This window comes from Gephyromycinifex aptenodytis (assembly GCF_012277275.1).
Taxonomy (GTDB): Bacteria; Actinomycetota; Actinomycetes; order Actinomycetales; family Dermatophilaceae; genus Gephyromycinifex; species Gephyromycinifex aptenodytis.
Genome location: NZ_CP051155.1, coordinates 69,582 through 86,675, shown reverse-complemented (window position 1 = coordinate 86,675; position 17,094 = coordinate 69,582). Strand labels below are relative to the sequence as shown.

The window sequence follows — 17,094 nt, the reverse complement described above, 5'->3', positions numbered from 1 at the left end:
CTTGAGGCAGCGTTAGTCAGCCGCGTGCTGCGCGCTGAAGTTCCTCCACGCGGTTGGTCTTCTCCCAGGTGAAGGGGTTGATGACGCCAGGCGCGCTGGACCGACCGAAGTGGCCGTAGGCCGCGGTGCACTGGTAGATCGGGCGGAGCAGGTCCAGCTCGTCGATGATCGCGGCCGGACGAAGGTCGAAGACCGAGTCGATGGCCTTCTGGATCACATCGAGCGGTACCGTCTCGGTCCCGAAGCATTCCACGTACAGACCGACCGGCTGGGCTTTACCGATGGCGTAGGCCGTCTGCACCTCGCAGCGCTTGGCCAGACCTGCGGCCACGACATTCTTGGCGACCCAACGGGTGGCGTAGGCCGCGGAACGGTCCACCTTGCTCGGGTCCTTGCCGGAGAAGGCGCCGCCACCGTGGCGCGCCATGCCGCCGTAGGTGTCCACGATGATCTTGCGGCCCGTCAGACCCGCATCGCCCATCGGTCCACCGGTGACGAACTTGCCGGTGGGGTTGACGAGCAGGCGGTAATCGGCCATGTCGATGCTGACTCCGGCGTCGGCCAGATCCGACAACACCGGCTTGATGACGAGCTTCTCCACATCGGGCTGCAGCAACGCTTCGAGGCTGACGTCCTCGGCGTGCTGACTGGACAGGACGACCGTGTCCAGCGAGACCGCTCGGTCACCGTCGTAGGCGATCGTCACCTGGGTCTTGCCGTCGGGACGCAGGTAGGCCATCTGGCCCGACTTGCGCACGGCGGTCAGACGCTCGGCCAGACGGTGCGCCAAGTGGATCGGCAGCGGCATCAGGTCCGGGGTCTCATCGCAGGCGTAGCCGAACATCAGTCCCTGGTCGCCGGCGCCCTGCTTGTCCAGCGGGTCCACACCACCGGTGCGGTTCTCGTAGGCGGTGTCGACACCCTGGGCGATGTCCAGGCTCTGTTCACCGATCGAGATCTCGACGCCGCAGGTCTTTCCGTCGAAGCCCTTGACCGAGCTGTCGTAACCGATGCCGATGATCGTGCGGCGCACCAAGCTGGGGATGTCGACATAACCGACGGTCGCCACCTCACCGGCAACGTGCACCAGACCGGTGGTCACCATCGTTTCGACGGCGACGCGGGCGTGGGGGTCCTGCTCAAGCATCGCATCGAGGATGGCGTCGCTGATCTGGTCGCAGATCTTGTCGGGGTGGCCCTCGGTGACGGATTCGGAGGTGAACAGACGAGACACTGATGAACTCCTCAGCTGCGGCGGCTAGGGCCGCGACGGTTGCGATGTGGTGCCTCCCCCGCCAGGTATGGCGGCAGGTGCCTCGACGGGCGGGGCGTGGCAGAACCTCAGTCGACGTGCGAGTCTAGCGAGCCGTGCAGGGCTGCCTGCACGGCGTCCCATACCGCTTCTGCTGCGGCACGTTTTGTTGTCGGCCCGAAACTGCTCGGGCGTTCTTGCCCCGGGCGCAGGATGTGAATTGTCGTGTCATCCAGGCCGAAGGTCTTCCCGGCCCCTACCTCATTAGCGACCAGCAGATCTGCCCCCTTACGGGCCAGCTTGGCGCGGGCATGATGCAGCACATCCCCGGATTCGTCCCCGGTTTCGGCAGCGAAGCCCACGATGAGCGGAACGCCCGTTCCGGCGGCGTCGCGCTCACGCACCAGCCCGGCGAGGATGTCGGGGTTGCGGACCAACTCGATCCGGGGCGCGTCCTGCGGCTCATCCTGTCCGGGGGCGTTCTGGGTCTTCTTGATTTTGGAGTCGGCCACGACCGCGGGGCGGAAATCGGCCACAGCGGCAGCCATCACGACGACATCTGCCTGAGCTGCGGCCTTTCGGACGGCAGCCTGCATCTGCAGCGCGGTCTCTACCGCCACCACCTGCGCCCCGGGCGGCGGGGTCAACCCGACCGTCGAGATCAACGTGACCTGCGCTCCCCTGCTGCAGGCAACCTCAGCCAAGGCGTAACCCTGCTTGCCGGAACTGCGGTTGCCCAGGAAACGCACCGGGTCAATGGGCTCGCGGGTTCCACCAGCGGAGATGACGACCCGGCACCCGGCCAGTGGCCCTCGGCTGCCATCGGGACCAGGCTTGAGGCATGAGCCGGACAGCGCCTCGCCGGAGGCGCCGCCCCCGGCTGCGGCAGTATCTGCCTGCGGCACTGACCCGGCAGCGCTGGCGCCGCTGAGCAGCCGTTCGCACACTGCGGCGATCACGTCCGGGTCGGGCAGTCTGCCTGTTCCGGAGTCCACGCCGGTGAGCCGCCCGTGGGCCGGTTCGATGATGTGCGCGCCGCGATCACCCAGCATGGCCACGTTCGCCTGGGTGGCCGGGTGCTGCCACATCTCGGTGTGCATCGCCGGGGCGAAAACCACCGGGGCGTGCGTGGTGAGCAGCACATTCGTCAGCAGGTCGTCAGCCAAGCCGTGGGCTGCCCGGGCCAGCAGGTCCGCGGTCGCCGGGGCGATGACGACGAGGTCCGCTTCCTGCCCGAGGCGGACATGGCGCACCTGCTCCACCCGATCGAAGACATCGGTGGCTACCGGGTTGCCGGACAGCGCCGACCAGGTCGGCTCGCCGACGAAGCGCAGCGCGGCTTGGGTGGGCACCACCGTGACGTCATGGCCGGCTTCGGTGAGCAGCCGCAGCAGCAGGCAGGCCTTGTAGGCGGCGATCCCCCCGGACACCCCGAGGACGACGCGATGGCGGGTCTCCTCGTGGGGCTTCGGGGCGGGCGCCATCGCGGACTCAGCCCTCGATGGGCGTGGAGGTCAACAGCCGGTCGTTGATCTCGCGCAACGACACCGAGAGCGGCTTCTCGTGAATCTGGGTCTCGACCAGCGGCCCGACATACTCCAGCAGGCCTTCAGAGAGCTGGCTGTAATAGGCGTTGATCTGCCGCGCGCGCTTGGCTGCGTAGATGACCAGGGCGTATTTGCTGTCGGCCACGGCGAGCAGGTCGTCGATGGGGGGGTTGGTGATGCCCTCAGGGTGGGCGATGGTGCCAGACACGCTGTCTCGTTTCGTCGGGGACTTCGGTGGGCGCAGTCGAATGCGCGGAATCGGCGGAGCGTCTCCGCCGCCCTCACCAGAGCACGCCGCAGCGCACTCAGGGCAAGGTTTTCATCAATGATACGAGTTGACGGGCGGCGCGCCGAACCTCGTCGTTGACCACGACCACATCGAACTCATCCTGGCAGGCCATTTCGACCTCTGCCGTGGCGAGGCGACGCTCCCGTTCTTCGGCTGATTCGGTGCCGCGGCCCACTAGCCGACGGAGCAATTCATCCCAACTCGGCGGGGCGAGAAAAACGAACAGCGCTTCCGGCATCGTCTCTCGCACCTGGCGGGCGCCCTCGAGATCGATCTCCAGCAGCACTGGGGTGCCCTGAGCTAGCTGCTCCTGGACCGGAGAGCGCGGGGTGCCGTAACGAGCCCGGCCATGCACCACCGCATGCTCCAGGAAAGCGTCTTCGCGCAGCATCGCGTCGAACTCGGCGTCGTTGAGGAAGTGGTAGTGGTAACCGTCGATCTCACCGGGGCGCGGACGGCGGGTAGTGGCCGAGACCGACAGCCAGATCTCGGGATGGTTCTCCCGGATGTAGGTGGAGACGGCGCCCTTGCCTACAGCGGTCGGGCCCGCCAGAACAACCAGCCGGGCGGGGCCGGCCTGTGGGTGCTGGGACATGTTAGTTGGTGCCGAAACGCTCCAGCAGGGCAGCGATCTGATTTGCGCCCAGGCCACGAACCCGGCGGGTCTCTGAGATGCCGACCTCTTCCATGATCTGGCGAGCGCGGACGCGGCCGACGCCAGGCATCGACTCCAGCAGGGAGGACACCTTCATCTTGCCGATGACGTCGTCCTTCTTGCCGTCGGCGATGACCGACTTCAGCGAGACCGCCGAGGTCTTCAGGTCGCTCTTGACCGCGGCGCGCTGGCGACGAGCCGCTGCGGCCTTCTCCAAAGCGTCGGCGCGCTGCTCGGGGGTCAGCTGGGGTAGGGCCACGTTTTCTCCTCGGCAGGGTGGTGGGCAGGTGACCGAACTGAACTCGAGCTGGCCGCTTGGGCCAGATCTCGGGTGTACCGGTCTAGACGCAACCTATCGACTCAGCGCCCGCAAGTGCAACGAAAGCGGCCTAATTCCCCAGGTCGGCTGACTTTCGCGGCGCGGGGCTGCCTTCCTGCGGGCCGATTCGCCCCGGTGCAGGCTCGCCCTCACTCACCGGATCACCGGCATCGCCCGCGGCGTCCTCCTCGGCGATGGCGCGATGGTGCCGAATGACTTCCTCGACCACGAAGCCGAGGAACTTCTCGGCGAATGCCGGGTCGAGCCGGGCGGATTCGGCCAACCGCCGGAGTCGCTCGATCTGCACGGCCTCCCGCGCCGGGTCCGCCGGCGGCAGCCCGTAGCGGGCCTTGAGCCGACCCACACGCTGGGTGTAAGTGAAGCGCTCAGCAAGCAAATGGATGAGGGCGGCATCAATGTTGTCGATGCTGTGCCGAATCTCGGTCAATTCCTGAGGCAACCCCGGCGAATCGCCCGGAGTCCCCTTCTGCGGATCGCCGCCGGGTCGGGTGCGCTCCTGGGGGGCACTCACAGCCCGCCCACCATCTCGCGCAGCCCGGAGCCCACCTGCTGGGCTCGCGCACGCAGCTCTGCAACCTGCGGGCCGGCGCTGAGGACGTCACGGCTGGAGGAGGCCAGCACGTTGGGTAGCGCTGCCCCGAACACCCGCTGCAGGTCTGCTGCGGTGCCGCCCTGGGCACCCACGCCGGGGGCCAACAGTGGCGCGTTCGCCCCTGCCAGGTCCAGCCCGAGGTCAGCCACTGCGGTTCCGATCGTGGCGCCGACCACCATGCCCACGCTGCCCAGCGTTCCGTCGGCCCGCGCAGTGTCGTTGTCCCGGGTGACGCCGGCAACGATGTCGCCTGCCACCGAGCCTGCGCCGCTGCTCGCGTGCTGCACGCTGGGTCCCTCGGGGTTGGACGTCAATGCCAGGACGAACACCCCACGGCCGGTAGTGGCCGCCAGGTCCAGCGCCGGGCGCAATGAGCCATACCCCAGATAGGGGCTCAACGTGATGGCGTCGACCCGCAGCGGAGCCTCGTCGTCCAGGTAGGCCCGGGCATACCCCTCCATGGTGGAACCGATGTCGCCACGTTTGACGTCCAGCAGGCACAGGGTGCCTGACTCGCGCAGCGCGCTCACCGTGGCTTCCAAGATCGCCACACCCGCGGCACCGAAGCGTTCGAAGAAGGCCGATTGCGGTTTCACGCAGGCGACGTTGCCCGCGAAGGCTTCCACGCACGTCTCGGCGAAGGTCTGCACACCGCTGACATCCACGGGCAGCCCCCAGGCCTGCAGCAGCCCCGGGTGCGGGTCGATCCCCGCGCACAATGGTCCGTGCTCATCCATAGCGGCCCGTAGCCGGGCTCCGAACGTCTCAGTCATCATCGACCTTCCCCGTGGGCTGCGCCCACCACGTGAGCCAGTGAATCGATTCCCCGCACCGCCAATGCCCGAGACAGCTCATCGCGGACCCTGATCGGGGCGCTGGGGTCGTTGAAAGTCGAGGTGCCCACCTGCAGCCCGCTGGCGCCGGCGGCGATGAACTCCAAGGCGTCCTCACCGGTTCGGATTCCGCCGACCCCGATGATCGGAGCGTCCGGCAGCGCCCCGGCCAACATCGCGGCCTTCACCTGCCAGACGGCGCGCACCGCAACCGGGCGGATCGCAGGCCCGGAGAGCCCACCGGTGATCCCCCCCAGGTGGGGGCGCATCGTTCGAGTGTCGATCTTGATCCCCAACAGGGTGTTGATCATGGTCAGCCCGTGCGCACCCGCCTCCAGAGCGGCCCGCGCGATCTGCACGATGTCGGTGACGTCGGCCGTCAGCTTCGCGAATGCCGGTATTCCAGCAGGGAGTTCACCGGCGACGGCCGAGACGACCTCGGCGGAGCTGGCTGGGTCGCAACTGAAAACCAAGCCGCGGTTGGCGACGTTGGGACAGGAGATGTTGACCTCGACGCCGGCGACGGCATCGGCGGCGTCGCATTCGCGCAACACCCGGGCTACGTAGGCGAACTCGCGCGCGTCGCCCCCGGCGATGGAGACCAGCACTCGCGCACCGGCCTGCTTGAGCCAGGCCAGGTCGGTCTCGACGAATGACTCGATACCCGGGCCCTGCAGACCGATCGAGTTGAGCATGCCGCTGGGCGTCTCGGCCATCCGGGGCGTGCCACGCCCCGAGCGAGGTGCGGCCATCACGGTCTTGGTCACGAAGGCGCCGAGCTGGGCAACGTCGAAAAACCGGTTGAGTTCCCGGCCGTTGGCGGCGCACCCCGAAGCGGTCATCACCGGGTTCGGCAACCGCATGCCGGCCAGCTCGACCTGCAGATCAACCTCGATGTCCTGGGCCGGCTCTGGCTGGCTCACCATCAGCGCGGTACGGGCCGGTCTGGCGTCGGCATCCGCTGCGGCGGTGTGCCCGCTGGGGGCAGGCTTCTGCGGGGCGCGCGCGGCGTCGTCCCAGTCGGCGGCTTCGCTCTCGCGAACCTTCTCGCCCTTCAACCAGCTGAACATCAACGCTCTCCTGCCTGCATTGACGCCACCTCGGCGTCGGGATCGGGGTGGGGCCTACCGCCGTCCTCGGGCAGCTCTTGCACCCACTCCTGCGCGCTGTGGATCTTCGCCAACTTCACCGGGTCGTCAACCGGTGCATCCTGGGCGTCCGGTGAACCCTCTGCGCTTTCTGGGTATTCGGTCTCTGCCACCTCCGACAGGGGCGGCATCCCGGCCGCAACCGCGGGCACGGGAGCACCCAGTGCGTCATCAGGGACCGTGCAGCGACCGGATTCGATGGCGTCCCAACGCAACCGGTCACCGCGAAAGACCGGCCCCTCGACGCAGGAGCGCACCATCCGCGTCACCCCGTCGTTGCCGACCACCGGCATGACGCAGGTCATGCACACCCCCACACCGCAGGCCATCGACTCCTCGACAGCAAGCTGGGAGACCGCTCCGGCCTCGGCGGCCACCTTCGCCACCGATTCGAGCATGGCCATCGGCCCACAGGCGTACACCACGGCCGCGTCGCTGCGCGAAATGACCTCAGGCAGGACGTCGCTGACCCAGCCCTTGACCCCGAGCGAACCGTCATCGGTGGTGATGGTCACGGCGTCGGCGCACCGGTTGGCCTTGTACACCCCGAACAGTTTGTCCTCGCTGGCAGCACCGAGCACCAGCTCCACGCGGCATCCCCGCTCGCGCAAGGCCATCGCCAACGTGAACAGGGCGGCGCTGCCGTACCCGCCGCCGACCAGCACGCAGGAGACCCGCTCGCGGGGGATGGGAAACGGCCTGCCCAACGGTCCGACGAGGTCGACCACGTCGCCTATCGCGCGGCTGGTCAGCCACTCGGTTCCGGGCGCGTGCGGGGCCACGACGATGTCGAGAATGTCCTCTTCACCTTTGTCGGTACCGGCGCAAGCCGCGTGGATGGAGAAGCTACGACGCAGCAACAACGAAGAGGTCGGGCCGCCGACGGTCAGGGCCACGAACTGCCCCGGCCGAGCCAGATCCGGCACGCCGGGAGCGGCGAACGTCATGTACTGGTAGGCGCCCTCACGCCGGGTGGCGACGAGGGTGGCCTGCACCTGCGTCACCTCAGCGCGGCTCTTCGTCACGGCCTTGGGCGCGGCATCCCGGGTGCTCTCGCGGGCTGCGGCGTCGTTGCGGCTCATCCGTTCTCCTTCGCTTCGTCGGTTGTCGACTCCTCGCCTGGACGCTCGGCGTGCAGCCGGGCAGCGTGGTCCTGAAGAGAGGAAACCGTGAGCTGATCGTTTCGCAGGGACTCGATGCCGTGCACAGCCGCGCCCAACTGCTGCACGGTCGTGATGATCGGTCGGTCCATGCTCGTGGTTGCCGCGCGAATGGTGTAACCGTCGCGTCGCGCTGCACCGGTACCGGGGGTGTTGACAACCATATCGACGTGACCGGCAAGAATCTCCTCCACGATGGTCGGTTCACCGTGGGGGCCGGGGCCATCGCTGTGCTTGCGCACGATGGTGGAAGAGATCCCGTTGCGGCGCAGCACCTCTGCGGTACCGGCGGTAGCCAGAATCTCGAACCCCAGATCAGCCAACCGCATGATCGGGAAGATCATCGCCCGCTTGTCTCGGTTCGCCACCGAGACGAAGATCCGCCCCGAGGTCGGCAGCCCCCACAGCGCACCCATCTGGGTCTTGGCGAAGGCCGCCCCGTAGTCCACGTCGATGCCCATGACCTCACCCGTGGAACGCATCTCCGGGCCGAGCACCGAGTCCACGACCGCACCCTCGTGGGTCCGGAAGCGCTTGAACGGCAGGATCGCCTCCTTCACCGACACCGGGGCGTCGATGGGCAGGTCTCCCCCGTCACCGGTGGCAGGCAGCATGCCTTCGGCGCGCAGGTCAGCGATCTTGGCACCGAGCATGATCCGCGCCGCCGCCTTCGCCAACGGCACCCCCGTGGCCTTGGCCACGAACGGCACGGTGCGGCTGGCGCGCGGGTTGGCTTCGAGCACGTACAGCACGTCCTGGGCCAGGGCGAACTGCACGTTCATCAGCCCCAGCACCCCGATCCCGGCGGCCAGACGGCGGGAGGACTCACGCACTCGCGCCAACTCCCCCGGGCCCAGCGTCACCGGTGGGATGACACAGGCCGAATCCCCGGAGTGGATCCCGGCCTCTTCGATGTGCTCCATGATGCCGCCGAGGTACATATCCTCGCCGTCGTACAGCACGTCGACGTCGATCTCGATTGCGTCGTCCAGGAATCGGTCGACCAACACCGGGTGAGCGGTGTCCCCGGCAGCCAAGGTGGTCGCGTTCTCGATGTAGCGGATGAGTGTCTCGTCGTCGTAGACGATCTCCATTCCGCGCCCGCCCAGGACATAGCTGGGGCGCACCAACACCGGGTAGCCGATGTCGCGGGCGATCTCCAGAGCTTCGTTGACCGCGTAGGCGATACCGTGCCGCGGCGCCGGCAGCTCGGCCTCGGCCAGCACCCGGCCGAAATGGCCCCGGTCTTCAGCCAGGTCGATCGCTTCGGGGCTGGTGCCCACGATCGGCACCCCTTCGGCCTTGAGCGCATGCGCCAACCCCAGCGGGGTCTGCCCGCCCAGTTGCACGATGACCCCGGCGACCGGGCCGGCCTCCATCTCCGCGTGCACGACCTCCAGCACGTCCTCCAGCGTCAACGGCTCGAAGTACAACCGGCTGCTGGTGTCGTAGTCGGTCGAGACGGTCTCGGGGTTGCAGTTGAGCATCACCGTGTCGAAACCTGCCGCGCGCAGCGCGAAACTGGCGTGCACACAGGAGTAGTCGAACTCCACGCCCTGGCCGATCCGGTTCGGCCCGGACCCCAGGATGATGACGGCCGGACGCTCCCGGGCCGCCACCTCGTTCTCCTCGTCGTAGGAGCTGTAGTGGTAGGGCGTGGCCGCCGCGAACTCGGCGGCGCAGGTGTCCACGGTCTTGAACACCGGACGGATGCCCAACGCGTGGCGCACCCCGCGCACCACCGCCTCGGGGATACCGGTGATCTCCCCGATCTGGCGGTCGGAGAATCCATGCCGTTTGGCCAGGCGCAACCAGTGCGGGCTCAACCTGCGCTCGCGTTCACCGGCGGCGGCAAGCTCGCCGGCGACGTCGTCGAGCAGTTTGATCTGGTCGAGGAACCACGGGTCGATCCCGGTGGCTTCGTGTACCTCTTCGACACTGCAGCCGCCACGAATCGCCTGTTGCACCAGCACGATCCGCCCATCCGTGGGGGTGCGGGCCTGGTCCAGCAGCGCGAGCGCCTGCTCGCGGCTGGGCGCTTCACCCCGGCGCCAGTGGAAGCTGCTGCCCTTCTTCTCCACCGAACGCAGCGCCTTCTGCAAGGCCTCGGTAAAGTTGCGACCTACAGCCATCGCCTCGCCCACCGACTTCATCGTCGTGGTCAAGGTGGGGTCGGCTGCTGGGAACTTCTCGAACGCGAACCGGGGAACCTTGACCACGACGTAGTCCAGGGTGGGTTCGAAACTCGCGGGAGTCTCCCGCGTGATGTCATTGGGCACCTCGTCCAAGGTGTAGCCGATGGCCATCTTGGCGGCGATCTTGGCGATGGGGAATCCGGTGGCCTTGGAAGCCAATGCCGAAGAGCGAGAGACCCGCGGGTTCATCTCAATGACGATGATCCGACCGTCCTCGGGGTTGACCGCGAACTGGATGTTGCAGCCGCCGGTATCCACACCCACCTCGCGGATGACGGCGATACCGACATCACGAAGACGCTGGTATTCCCGGTCGGTCAAGGTCAAGGCCGGCGCGACGGTGATGGAGTCTCCGGTGTGCACCCCCATCGGGTCGAGGTTCTCGATCGAGCAGACCACGACGACGTTGTCGGCGTGGTCGCGCATGACCTCCAGCTCGTATTCCTTCCACCCCAGGATCGACTCCTCGAGTAGGACCTCGCTGGTGGGTGAGTCGTGCAGTCCAGCGCCACCGATGCGGCGCAGGTCCTCTTCGTCGTAGGCAAAGCCTGAGCCCAACCCACCCATGGTGAAGCTGGGGCGCACCACCAGCGGATAACCCAGTTCCTGTGCTCCGGCGAGCAGTTCCTCCATCGATCGGCAGATGATCGAGCGGCAGGACTCAGCGCCGCAGCGCTGCACCACGCCCTTGAACGCCTCGCGGTTCTCACCGAGTTCGATCGCTTCGACGTTCGCGCCGATGAGCGGGCAGCCGTACTTCTTCAGGACCCCGTTCTTGTGCAGGGCGATGGCCGCATTCAACGCGGTCTGCCCACCCAGCGTCGCCAGCACCGCGTCCGGGCGCTCGATCTCGATGATCCGGGTCAGCACCTCGGCAGTGATGGGCTCGATGTACGTCGCGTCCGCGATCTCGGGGTCGGTCATGATCGTCGCCGGGTTGCTGTTCACCAGGATGACCCGCAGGCCCTCCTCGCGCAGCACCCGGCACGCCTGGGTCCCGGAGTAGTCGAACTCTGCCGCCTGGCCGATGACGATCGGGCCGGAGCCGATCACCAGAACCGATTGGATATCCGTGCGCTTTGGCATTCAGCCCTCACTCCTACCCGGAGATGACCCGGATTCAGCCATCAGCTCCACAAAACGGTCGAACAGGTATGCGCTGTCGTGCGGGCCCGCGGCCGCCTCCGGGTGGTACTGCACCGAAAACGCTGGCACATCCAGGCATCGCAGCCCCTCCACCACCTGGTCGTTGAGGCAGATGTGGGAGACCTCGACCCGGCCGAAGGGGGTCTGTCGCGGGGAGAAGTCGCCCTCCTGGACTCCAGGCACCTCCACGGCGAAACCGTGGTTCTGCGCGGTGATCTCCACCCGACCGGTGGCGCGCTCCAGCACCGGCTGGTTGATACCGCGGTGCCCGTATTTCAGTTTGAAAGTCCCGAAACCCAGTGCGCGGCCGAGCAACTGGTTACCGAAGCAGATGCCGAAGAACGGGATGCGTGCCGCCAGGACCTGCCGCAGCAGGTCGACTTCGGCATCGGCGCTGGCTGGGTCGCCAGGACCGTTGCTGAAGAACACCCCGTCGGGGGCCAACTCGCTGATCTGCTGGAAGCTGGTGTCGCAAGGCAGCACATGCACCTCGATGCCACGCTCGCTGAGCATCCGTGGCGTATTGGCCTTGATCCCCAGATCCAGCGCTGCCACCGTGAAGCGCTTCTGCCCCTGAGCAGGTACCACGTAGGCCTGCTCAGTGCTGACCTCCTGAGCCAACGCTGCGCCGCTCATGGGCGGGGCGCTGCGCACGATCTTGCACAGTTCCGGGACCTCCCCCACCGCCGGACCGGAGAAGATCCCGACCCGCATCGCACCACGTTCGCGCAGGTGCCGAGTCAGGGCGCGGGTGTCGATGTCGCTGATCCCCACGACGCCCTGCTCGCGCAGGTCATCCTGCAGGGTCCGCACGCTGCGCCAGTTCGAGGGGCGAAGCGCCGGGTCGCGCACAACGAAACCGCTGACCCAGATGCGCTGCGATTCGCCATCCTCATCGTTGATGCCGGTGTTACCCACGTGCGGGGCGGTCATGACGACCACCTGACCGTGGAAACTCGGATCGGTCAGTGTCTCCTGGTAGCCGGTCATCGCGGTGCAGAAGACCGCTTCGCCTACCGTCTGTCCGATCGCCCCGAAGGCGTTACCGCGGAACACCCGGCCGTCCTCGAGGACGAGGACGGCCGGGGTGGTCTGCGAGCAGAGACTGCTCATACGGTGGCTCCGGTGAGCGGCTGCACCATGCCATCCAGCAAGGTTGCCTGCCCACGCAGCAGCGTCGCGACGACCCGGCCGTGCAGCTCGCGGCCGTGCCAGGGGTTGTTGCGGGAACGCGACTGGCTCGCGTCGCGGTCCACGACCACACTGGCCTGCGGGTCGACGAGGGTGATGTTGGCCGGTTCGCCGGCCGCCAGGGGGCGACCGTGACCGGTCAGACCGGCCAGACGCGCCGGTCGCACCGACATCGCCTGGGCCACATCCGCCCAGCTCATCCGGCCCTCGCGGACCAGGTGGGTGCAGATGACCGAGACGGCCGTCTCCAGTCCGAGCATCCCGAAGGCCGCGATCTCGAAGTCGTGCTGCTTGTCGGCCAGTCCGTGCGGGGCGTGGTCGGTGCCCACGACGTCGATGGTCCCGTCGGCCAGGCCCGCGCGCAGCGCCTCGATGTCCTCCGCAGAACGCAGCGGCGGGTTCACCTTGTAGACGCTGTCGTAGCTCTGCAGCAGCTCCACGCTCAGCGCCAGGTGGTGCGGTGTTGCTTCAGCGGTCACATCGACGCCCTGCGCCTTACCCCAACGGATGAGTTCCACCGAACCCGCCGTGGAGACGTGGCACACGTGCAACCGCGAACCGGCGGCCTTGGCCAGCATGATGTCGCGGGCGATGATCGACTCTTCGGCGACCGCGGGCCAGCCCGGCAGTCCGAGCTGCCCCGAGTAGGGGCCTTCGTCACAGCACGACGTGTGCGGGGCCAGAACCGGGTCCTGTGCGTGCTGGGCGATGACCCCACCGAAGGCGGTCACGTATTCCAGCGCCCGGCGCATCAGCACCGGGTCGGCGACGCACTTGCCGTCGTCGCTGAACATCCGCACCCCGGCCCGGCTGCGGTTCATCAGGCCCAACTCGGCCAGTTCGGCACCGGCCAGGCCCTTGCTGACCGCGCCGACGGGGAAGACGTCGACATGCGGCGCCTGCATTCCCCGGTCGTAGACCCACTCGGCGGCGGTCGCGGTGTCGGTGACCGGTGTGGTGTTCGCCATCGCCATCACCGCGGTATAACCGCCGGCCGCGGCCGCGCGGGCGCCCGAGGCGATGGTTTCGGTGTCTTCGCGACCCGGCTCGCGCAGGTGGGTGTGCGGGTCGACCAGTCCGGGCAGCGCGATGAGGCCGTCCGCGTCGATGCGCTGGGCGTCCTGGGCGTCCAGGCCGCTGCCGATCTCGGCGATCGCGCCGTCCCGGATGAGGACGTCGGCACGACCTTCGCCAAGGATGTCGGCTCCAGTGATGAGGATCGTGCTCATGCTGCGCTCCCTTCGCCGCCGCTGAACACGTGGAAGAGGACCGCCATCCGCACCGAGACGCCGGCGGCGACCTGGTCCAGGATCAGAGACCGCGCGGCGTCGGCAGCCTCCGGGGCGATCTCGAGGCCGCGGTTCATCGGGCCGGGGTGACAGATGACGGCGTGCTCGGGCAGCCGCGCGAGGCGTTCGCGAGTCAGCCCCCAGCCGTCGGTGTATTCGCTTTCACTGGGGAAGAACCCGCCGCTCATACGTTCCCGCTGAACGCGCAGCATCATCAGCGAGTCGACGTCTTCGACGACCGCGTCGAGGTCGGTGGTGATCTCACACCCTTGGGTCACCGGCCAGTCACGCACGCCCGGCGGCAGCAAGGTCGGGGGCGCTACCAGGGTGACCTTGGCGCCCAGCGTGCGCAGGCAGTGCAGGTTGCTGCGCACGACGCGGCTGTGGAACAGGTCCCCGACGATGGCGACATGTTTGCCCTCCAGATCGCCCAGCGCATGACGCATCGCGAAGGCGTCCAGCAGCGCTTGGGTGGGGTGGCCGTGCATGCCGTCACCGGCGTTGATCACCGGCAGCCCGGTCCAGTCCATCGCGCGCTGCGGTGCGCCAGATCCTTTGTGCCGGATGACGAACCCGTCGATCCCCATCGCGGCGATCGTCTGCACGGTGTCGCGCAACGATTCGCCCTTAGAGGTGGATGAGCCTTTACCGGAGAACGCCATGGTGTCGGCTGAGAGGCGCTTGGCCGCCAGGTCGAAACTCATCTTGGTGCGCGTGGAGTCTTCGAAGAAGGCGTTGACGATGGTCACGCCGCGCAGCGCGGGGATCTTCTTGAGCTCGCGCTGACCGACGGCTTCCATCTCTTCGGCCGTGTCGAGGATCGTCGTGATCTGCTCGCGGTCCAGACCCTCGATCTGGAGCAGGTGGGGCAGTTTCATCGGGCACCTCCGCTGATCCGCACTTCGTCGATGCCGTCGTGCTCAGCGAGGGATACGTGCACCCGCTCGCGGCTGGACGTGGGCAGGTTCTTTCCGACGTGGTCGGCTCGGATCGGCAGATCGCGGTGGCCGCGGTCGACAAGGACGGCCAGGCGGACTGCGCGGGGGCGACCGATGTCACCGATGGCGTCCAGGGCAGCGCGGATGGTGCGCCCGGAGTACAGGACATCATCGGCCAGGACGACGATCTTGTCGTCGATGCCGTCGGCCGGGATGGTCGTCGGCTCCATCTTGCGGGTGGGGTTACGCCGCAGATCGTCGCGGTAGAAGGTGATGTCGAGCGTGCCGACCGCGATCTCGCGGCCCTCGACCTCACTCATCAGCGCGGCCAGGCGCTGGGCCAGGTAGACGCCGCGGGTGGGGATGCCGAGAACGACCAGGTCGTCCCCGCCTTTGTTGCGTTCGAGCACTTCGTGCGCCATGCGTCGCAGGGCGCGTGCGATTTCGTCGGAGCCGAGGACCACACGGGAGTCGTCGTCGGTGGAGGCTGGGGCGCCGGTGGAAAGCGACTCAGCCCCCCTCTCGGTTTTCGATGGGGTCATGTCTGAGTCGGGTCGCGTCACCGCGCCTGACCTCCTTCCCCGCCTCACAGGACGGTGGTTAAAGGACGTCGAACGCCCGCAGCCTACCGCCTCTGCGGCCGACTGCTGTACCCGGCACCAGAGAGCGGATTGATCGGTTCTAGGAAGGCTCGGGCGAGGACTCGGATCGGATCACAACGCGACGACGGCGCTCACGTCCTTCTCCAGCTGCCTCAGCCGCTGCTGGGCCGCATCTCGCGGCACCCGCCCGTCGCACGCGGCCAGGATCACCTCCAGGTAGCACTTCAGCTTGGGCTCGGTTCCGGAGGGACGCACGATGACCCGGTCGTCGCGTTCGGTCCGCAGCAGCAACCCGTCGGTGGGGAGCAGCCCCGCGTAGCCCCGCGCCAGGTCTGCCACCTCGACTACCGCCGAGTCGGCAAGGACGGTCGGGGGGTTCTGGCGTAGACGGGCCATCGCGTCGCCGATCAGCTGCAGGTCACTGACCCGGAAGGACACCTGGCTGGTGGCATGTAAGCCGTCTCGCCGGGCGAGGTCGTCCAGCGCGTCGCACAGGGTGCGTCCTTGGCTGCGCAGTTGCGCCACCAGTGCGGCGACCCGCACCGCGGTGCCGATGCCGTCCTTGTCGCGCACATAACCGGGGTCGGTGCAATAGCCGATGGCTTCCTCGTAACCGAACACGATTCCGGGGGTGCGCGCGATCCATTTGAAACCGGTCAAGGTGGTGGCGTGCTGGCAGCCGTGCGCCGCGGCGATCCGGGCAAGCTGGCGGCTGGAGACGATGGAACAAGCCAGGACTGCCGTGTCCGGGTCCCCCTCCTGCGCGGTGCGCTGTGCCGCCTGTTCCCCCAGCAGCGCTCCGAGCTCGTCGCCGGTGAGCTGCCGCCACCCGCCGGGGGCGCTGGGATCTGGGGTGGCTACCGAACAGCGGTCGGCGTCGGGGTCCAGGGCGATCACGACATCGGCATCGCTGCGCCGGGCCAGGTCCAGCGCCAGGTCGAGCGCACCCGGTTCCTCGGGATTGGGGAAGGCCACGGTCGGGAAGTCCGGGTCGGGTTCGGCCTGCTCGGGTACCAGTTGGACCTCAGGGAAACCGGCGGTGGCCAGGACATCGCATGCCAGTTGCCCTCCGACGCCGTGCAGGGGGGTGAGCACAATCGAGATGTCGGCATCGAGTTGGGAGCCGGCCAATGAGGCGGCGCGCCCGACATAACCGGCGACCACGCCATGATCGAGCAGGACGATCTTGGCGTCCTCGGGCTGTTCGAGCACGCCGTCGTCGTCGCTGGGTACTCCGGGGATTTGGTCGGCGGGTGGGGCTGCCGCGATGTTCTCGGCGATCAACCGGTCGGCCGGGGGAACGATCTGCACCCCGCGAGCTTCGTCCTGGGCTACCCGACCGCCCAGGTACACCTTGTAACCGTTGTCGGCCGGGGGGTTGTGGGAGGCGGTCACCATCACTCCGGCGTCGGCCTGCAGGTCGCGCACCGCGTACGCCAGGACCGGAGTAGGAAGTTGGGCAGGCAGCACCAGGGCACGCCCGCCCGCTGCGGCCACCACCTGAGCCACCGTGCGGGCGAAGTCGGCCGAGCCGTGCCGGGCATCGCATCCGATGACGACCCGGGGTTCCTCGACGATTCCGTTCAGGTACCCCATCAGCCCGAAGGTGGCCCGGGCGACCACAGCCCGGTTCATCCGTGTCTCACCGGCGCCCACCGCACCCCGCAGCCCGGCGGTGCCGAAGGTCAGCGGTCCGGTGAAGCGAGAGGCGAGGTCGGCCAGCGCTTCCGCCTCCCCCGCCTGAGCCTGCTCGATGAGGGCGCTCAACGCTGCGCGCTCTGCCGGGGCAGGGTCATGCGCGCACCAGTGCCGGGCTCGTTCAAGCAGACCAGCGAGGTCCTCGGGCTGCGGGGCGGATACGACGTCGGCCATATCGGTCTCCTTCGACGGACGAGATGACGGGCAAGCAGGTGGGGC

Annotated in this window: 15 protein-coding genes; all 15 read right to left on the bottom strand. The window is 67.9% G+C overall.

The annotated features are described in order from the left end of the window. Positions 1 to 16: 16 nt before the first annotated feature. The 15 genes from metK to G9V96_RS00275 all read right to left on the bottom strand — a co-directional run bounded on the left by metK (position 17) and on the right by G9V96_RS00275 (position 17,049). Positions 17 to 1,234, bottom strand: a complete 1,218-nt coding sequence (metK, locus tag G9V96_RS00345; RefSeq protein ID WP_168581256.1) for a methionine adenosyltransferase — start codon at positions 1,232 to 1,234, stop codon at positions 17 to 19. A gap of 107 nt (positions 1,235 to 1,341) precedes the next feature. Continuing rightward, positions 1,342 to 2,736, bottom strand: a complete 1,395-nt coding sequence (locus tag G9V96_RS00340) for a bifunctional phosphopantothenoylcysteine decarboxylase/phosphopantothenate synthase (protein WP_168581255.1) — start codon at positions 2,734 to 2,736, stop codon at positions 1,342 to 1,344. Positions 2,737 to 2,743: 7 nt separating this feature from the next. Further along, on the bottom strand, positions 2,744 to 3,007 hold the full coding sequence (rpoZ, locus tag G9V96_RS00335; RefSeq protein ID WP_168581254.1) for a DNA-directed RNA polymerase subunit omega: 264 nt from the start codon (positions 3,005 to 3,007) through the stop codon (positions 2,744 to 2,746). A 97-nt stretch (positions 3,008 to 3,104) separates the two neighbouring features. Continuing rightward, complete coding sequence (gene gmk, locus G9V96_RS00330; protein WP_168581253.1) at positions 3,105 to 3,683, bottom strand: guanylate kinase; 579 nt, start codon at positions 3,681 to 3,683, stop codon at positions 3,105 to 3,107. Position 3,684: 1 nt separating this feature from the next. Continuing rightward, positions 3,685 to 4,002: an integration host factor, actinobacterial type gene (gene mihF / locus G9V96_RS00325; protein ID WP_168581252.1), complete on the bottom strand. Its 318-nt coding sequence runs from the start codon at positions 4,000 to 4,002 to the stop codon at positions 3,685 to 3,687. 130 nt (positions 4,003 to 4,132) lie between these two features. After that, positions 4,133 to 4,594 (bottom strand): chorismate mutase, encoded by a 462-nt coding sequence (locus G9V96_RS00320; protein WP_168581251.1) that lies wholly within the window; start codon positions 4,592 to 4,594, stop codon positions 4,133 to 4,135. Further along, positions 4,591 to 5,448: an orotidine-5'-phosphate decarboxylase gene (gene pyrF, locus G9V96_RS00315; protein WP_168581250.1), complete on the bottom strand. Its 858-nt coding sequence runs from the start codon at positions 5,446 to 5,448 to the stop codon at positions 4,591 to 4,593. The genes G9V96_RS00320 and pyrF overlap by 4 nt, the downstream gene beginning before the upstream one ends. Beyond that, positions 5,448 to 6,578 (bottom strand): dihydroorotate dehydrogenase, encoded by a 1,131-nt coding sequence (locus tag G9V96_RS00310; RefSeq protein WP_226913347.1) that lies wholly within the window; start codon positions 6,576 to 6,578, stop codon positions 5,448 to 5,450. Before G9V96_RS00310 ends, pyrF begins: the two co-directional genes overlap by 1 nt. Next, on the bottom strand, positions 6,578 to 7,738 hold the full coding sequence (locus G9V96_RS00305) for a dihydroorotate dehydrogenase electron transfer subunit (RefSeq protein WP_226913346.1): 1,161 nt from the start codon (positions 7,736 to 7,738) through the stop codon (positions 6,578 to 6,580). Before G9V96_RS00305 ends, G9V96_RS00310 begins: the two co-directional genes overlap by 1 nt. Next, positions 7,735 to 11,097, bottom strand: a complete 3,363-nt coding sequence (gene carB / locus G9V96_RS00300) for a carbamoyl-phosphate synthase large subunit (RefSeq protein WP_168581249.1) — start codon at positions 11,095 to 11,097, stop codon at positions 7,735 to 7,737. The genes G9V96_RS00305 and carB overlap by 4 nt, the downstream gene beginning before the upstream one ends. Continuing rightward, a complete protein-coding gene (gene carA / locus G9V96_RS00295) occupies positions 11,098 to 12,270 on the bottom strand; it encodes a glutamine-hydrolyzing carbamoyl-phosphate synthase small subunit (RefSeq protein WP_168581248.1) in 1,173 nt (390 codons plus the stop codon). Continuing rightward, on the bottom strand, positions 12,267 to 13,577 hold the full coding sequence (locus G9V96_RS00290) for a dihydroorotase (RefSeq protein ID WP_168581247.1): 1,311 nt from the start codon (positions 13,575 to 13,577) through the stop codon (positions 12,267 to 12,269). The genes carA and G9V96_RS00290 overlap by 4 nt, the downstream gene beginning before the upstream one ends. Further along, on the bottom strand, positions 13,574 to 14,515 hold the full coding sequence (locus tag G9V96_RS00285; RefSeq protein WP_168581246.1) for an aspartate carbamoyltransferase catalytic subunit: 942 nt from the start codon (positions 14,513 to 14,515) through the stop codon (positions 13,574 to 13,576). Before G9V96_RS00285 ends, G9V96_RS00290 begins: the two co-directional genes overlap by 4 nt. Continuing rightward, complete coding sequence (gene pyrR / locus G9V96_RS00280; RefSeq protein ID WP_168583746.1) at positions 14,512 to 15,117, bottom strand: bifunctional pyr operon transcriptional regulator/uracil phosphoribosyltransferase PyrR; 606 nt, start codon at positions 15,115 to 15,117, stop codon at positions 14,512 to 14,514. The genes G9V96_RS00285 and pyrR overlap by 4 nt, the downstream gene beginning before the upstream one ends. Positions 15,118 to 15,288: 171 nt before the next feature. Further along, entirely contained in the window at positions 15,289 to 17,049 is a 1,761-nt protein-coding gene (locus G9V96_RS00275) for a phospho-sugar mutase (protein ID WP_168581245.1), read from the bottom strand. Between the last annotated feature and the right edge of the window lie 45 nt (positions 17,050 to 17,094).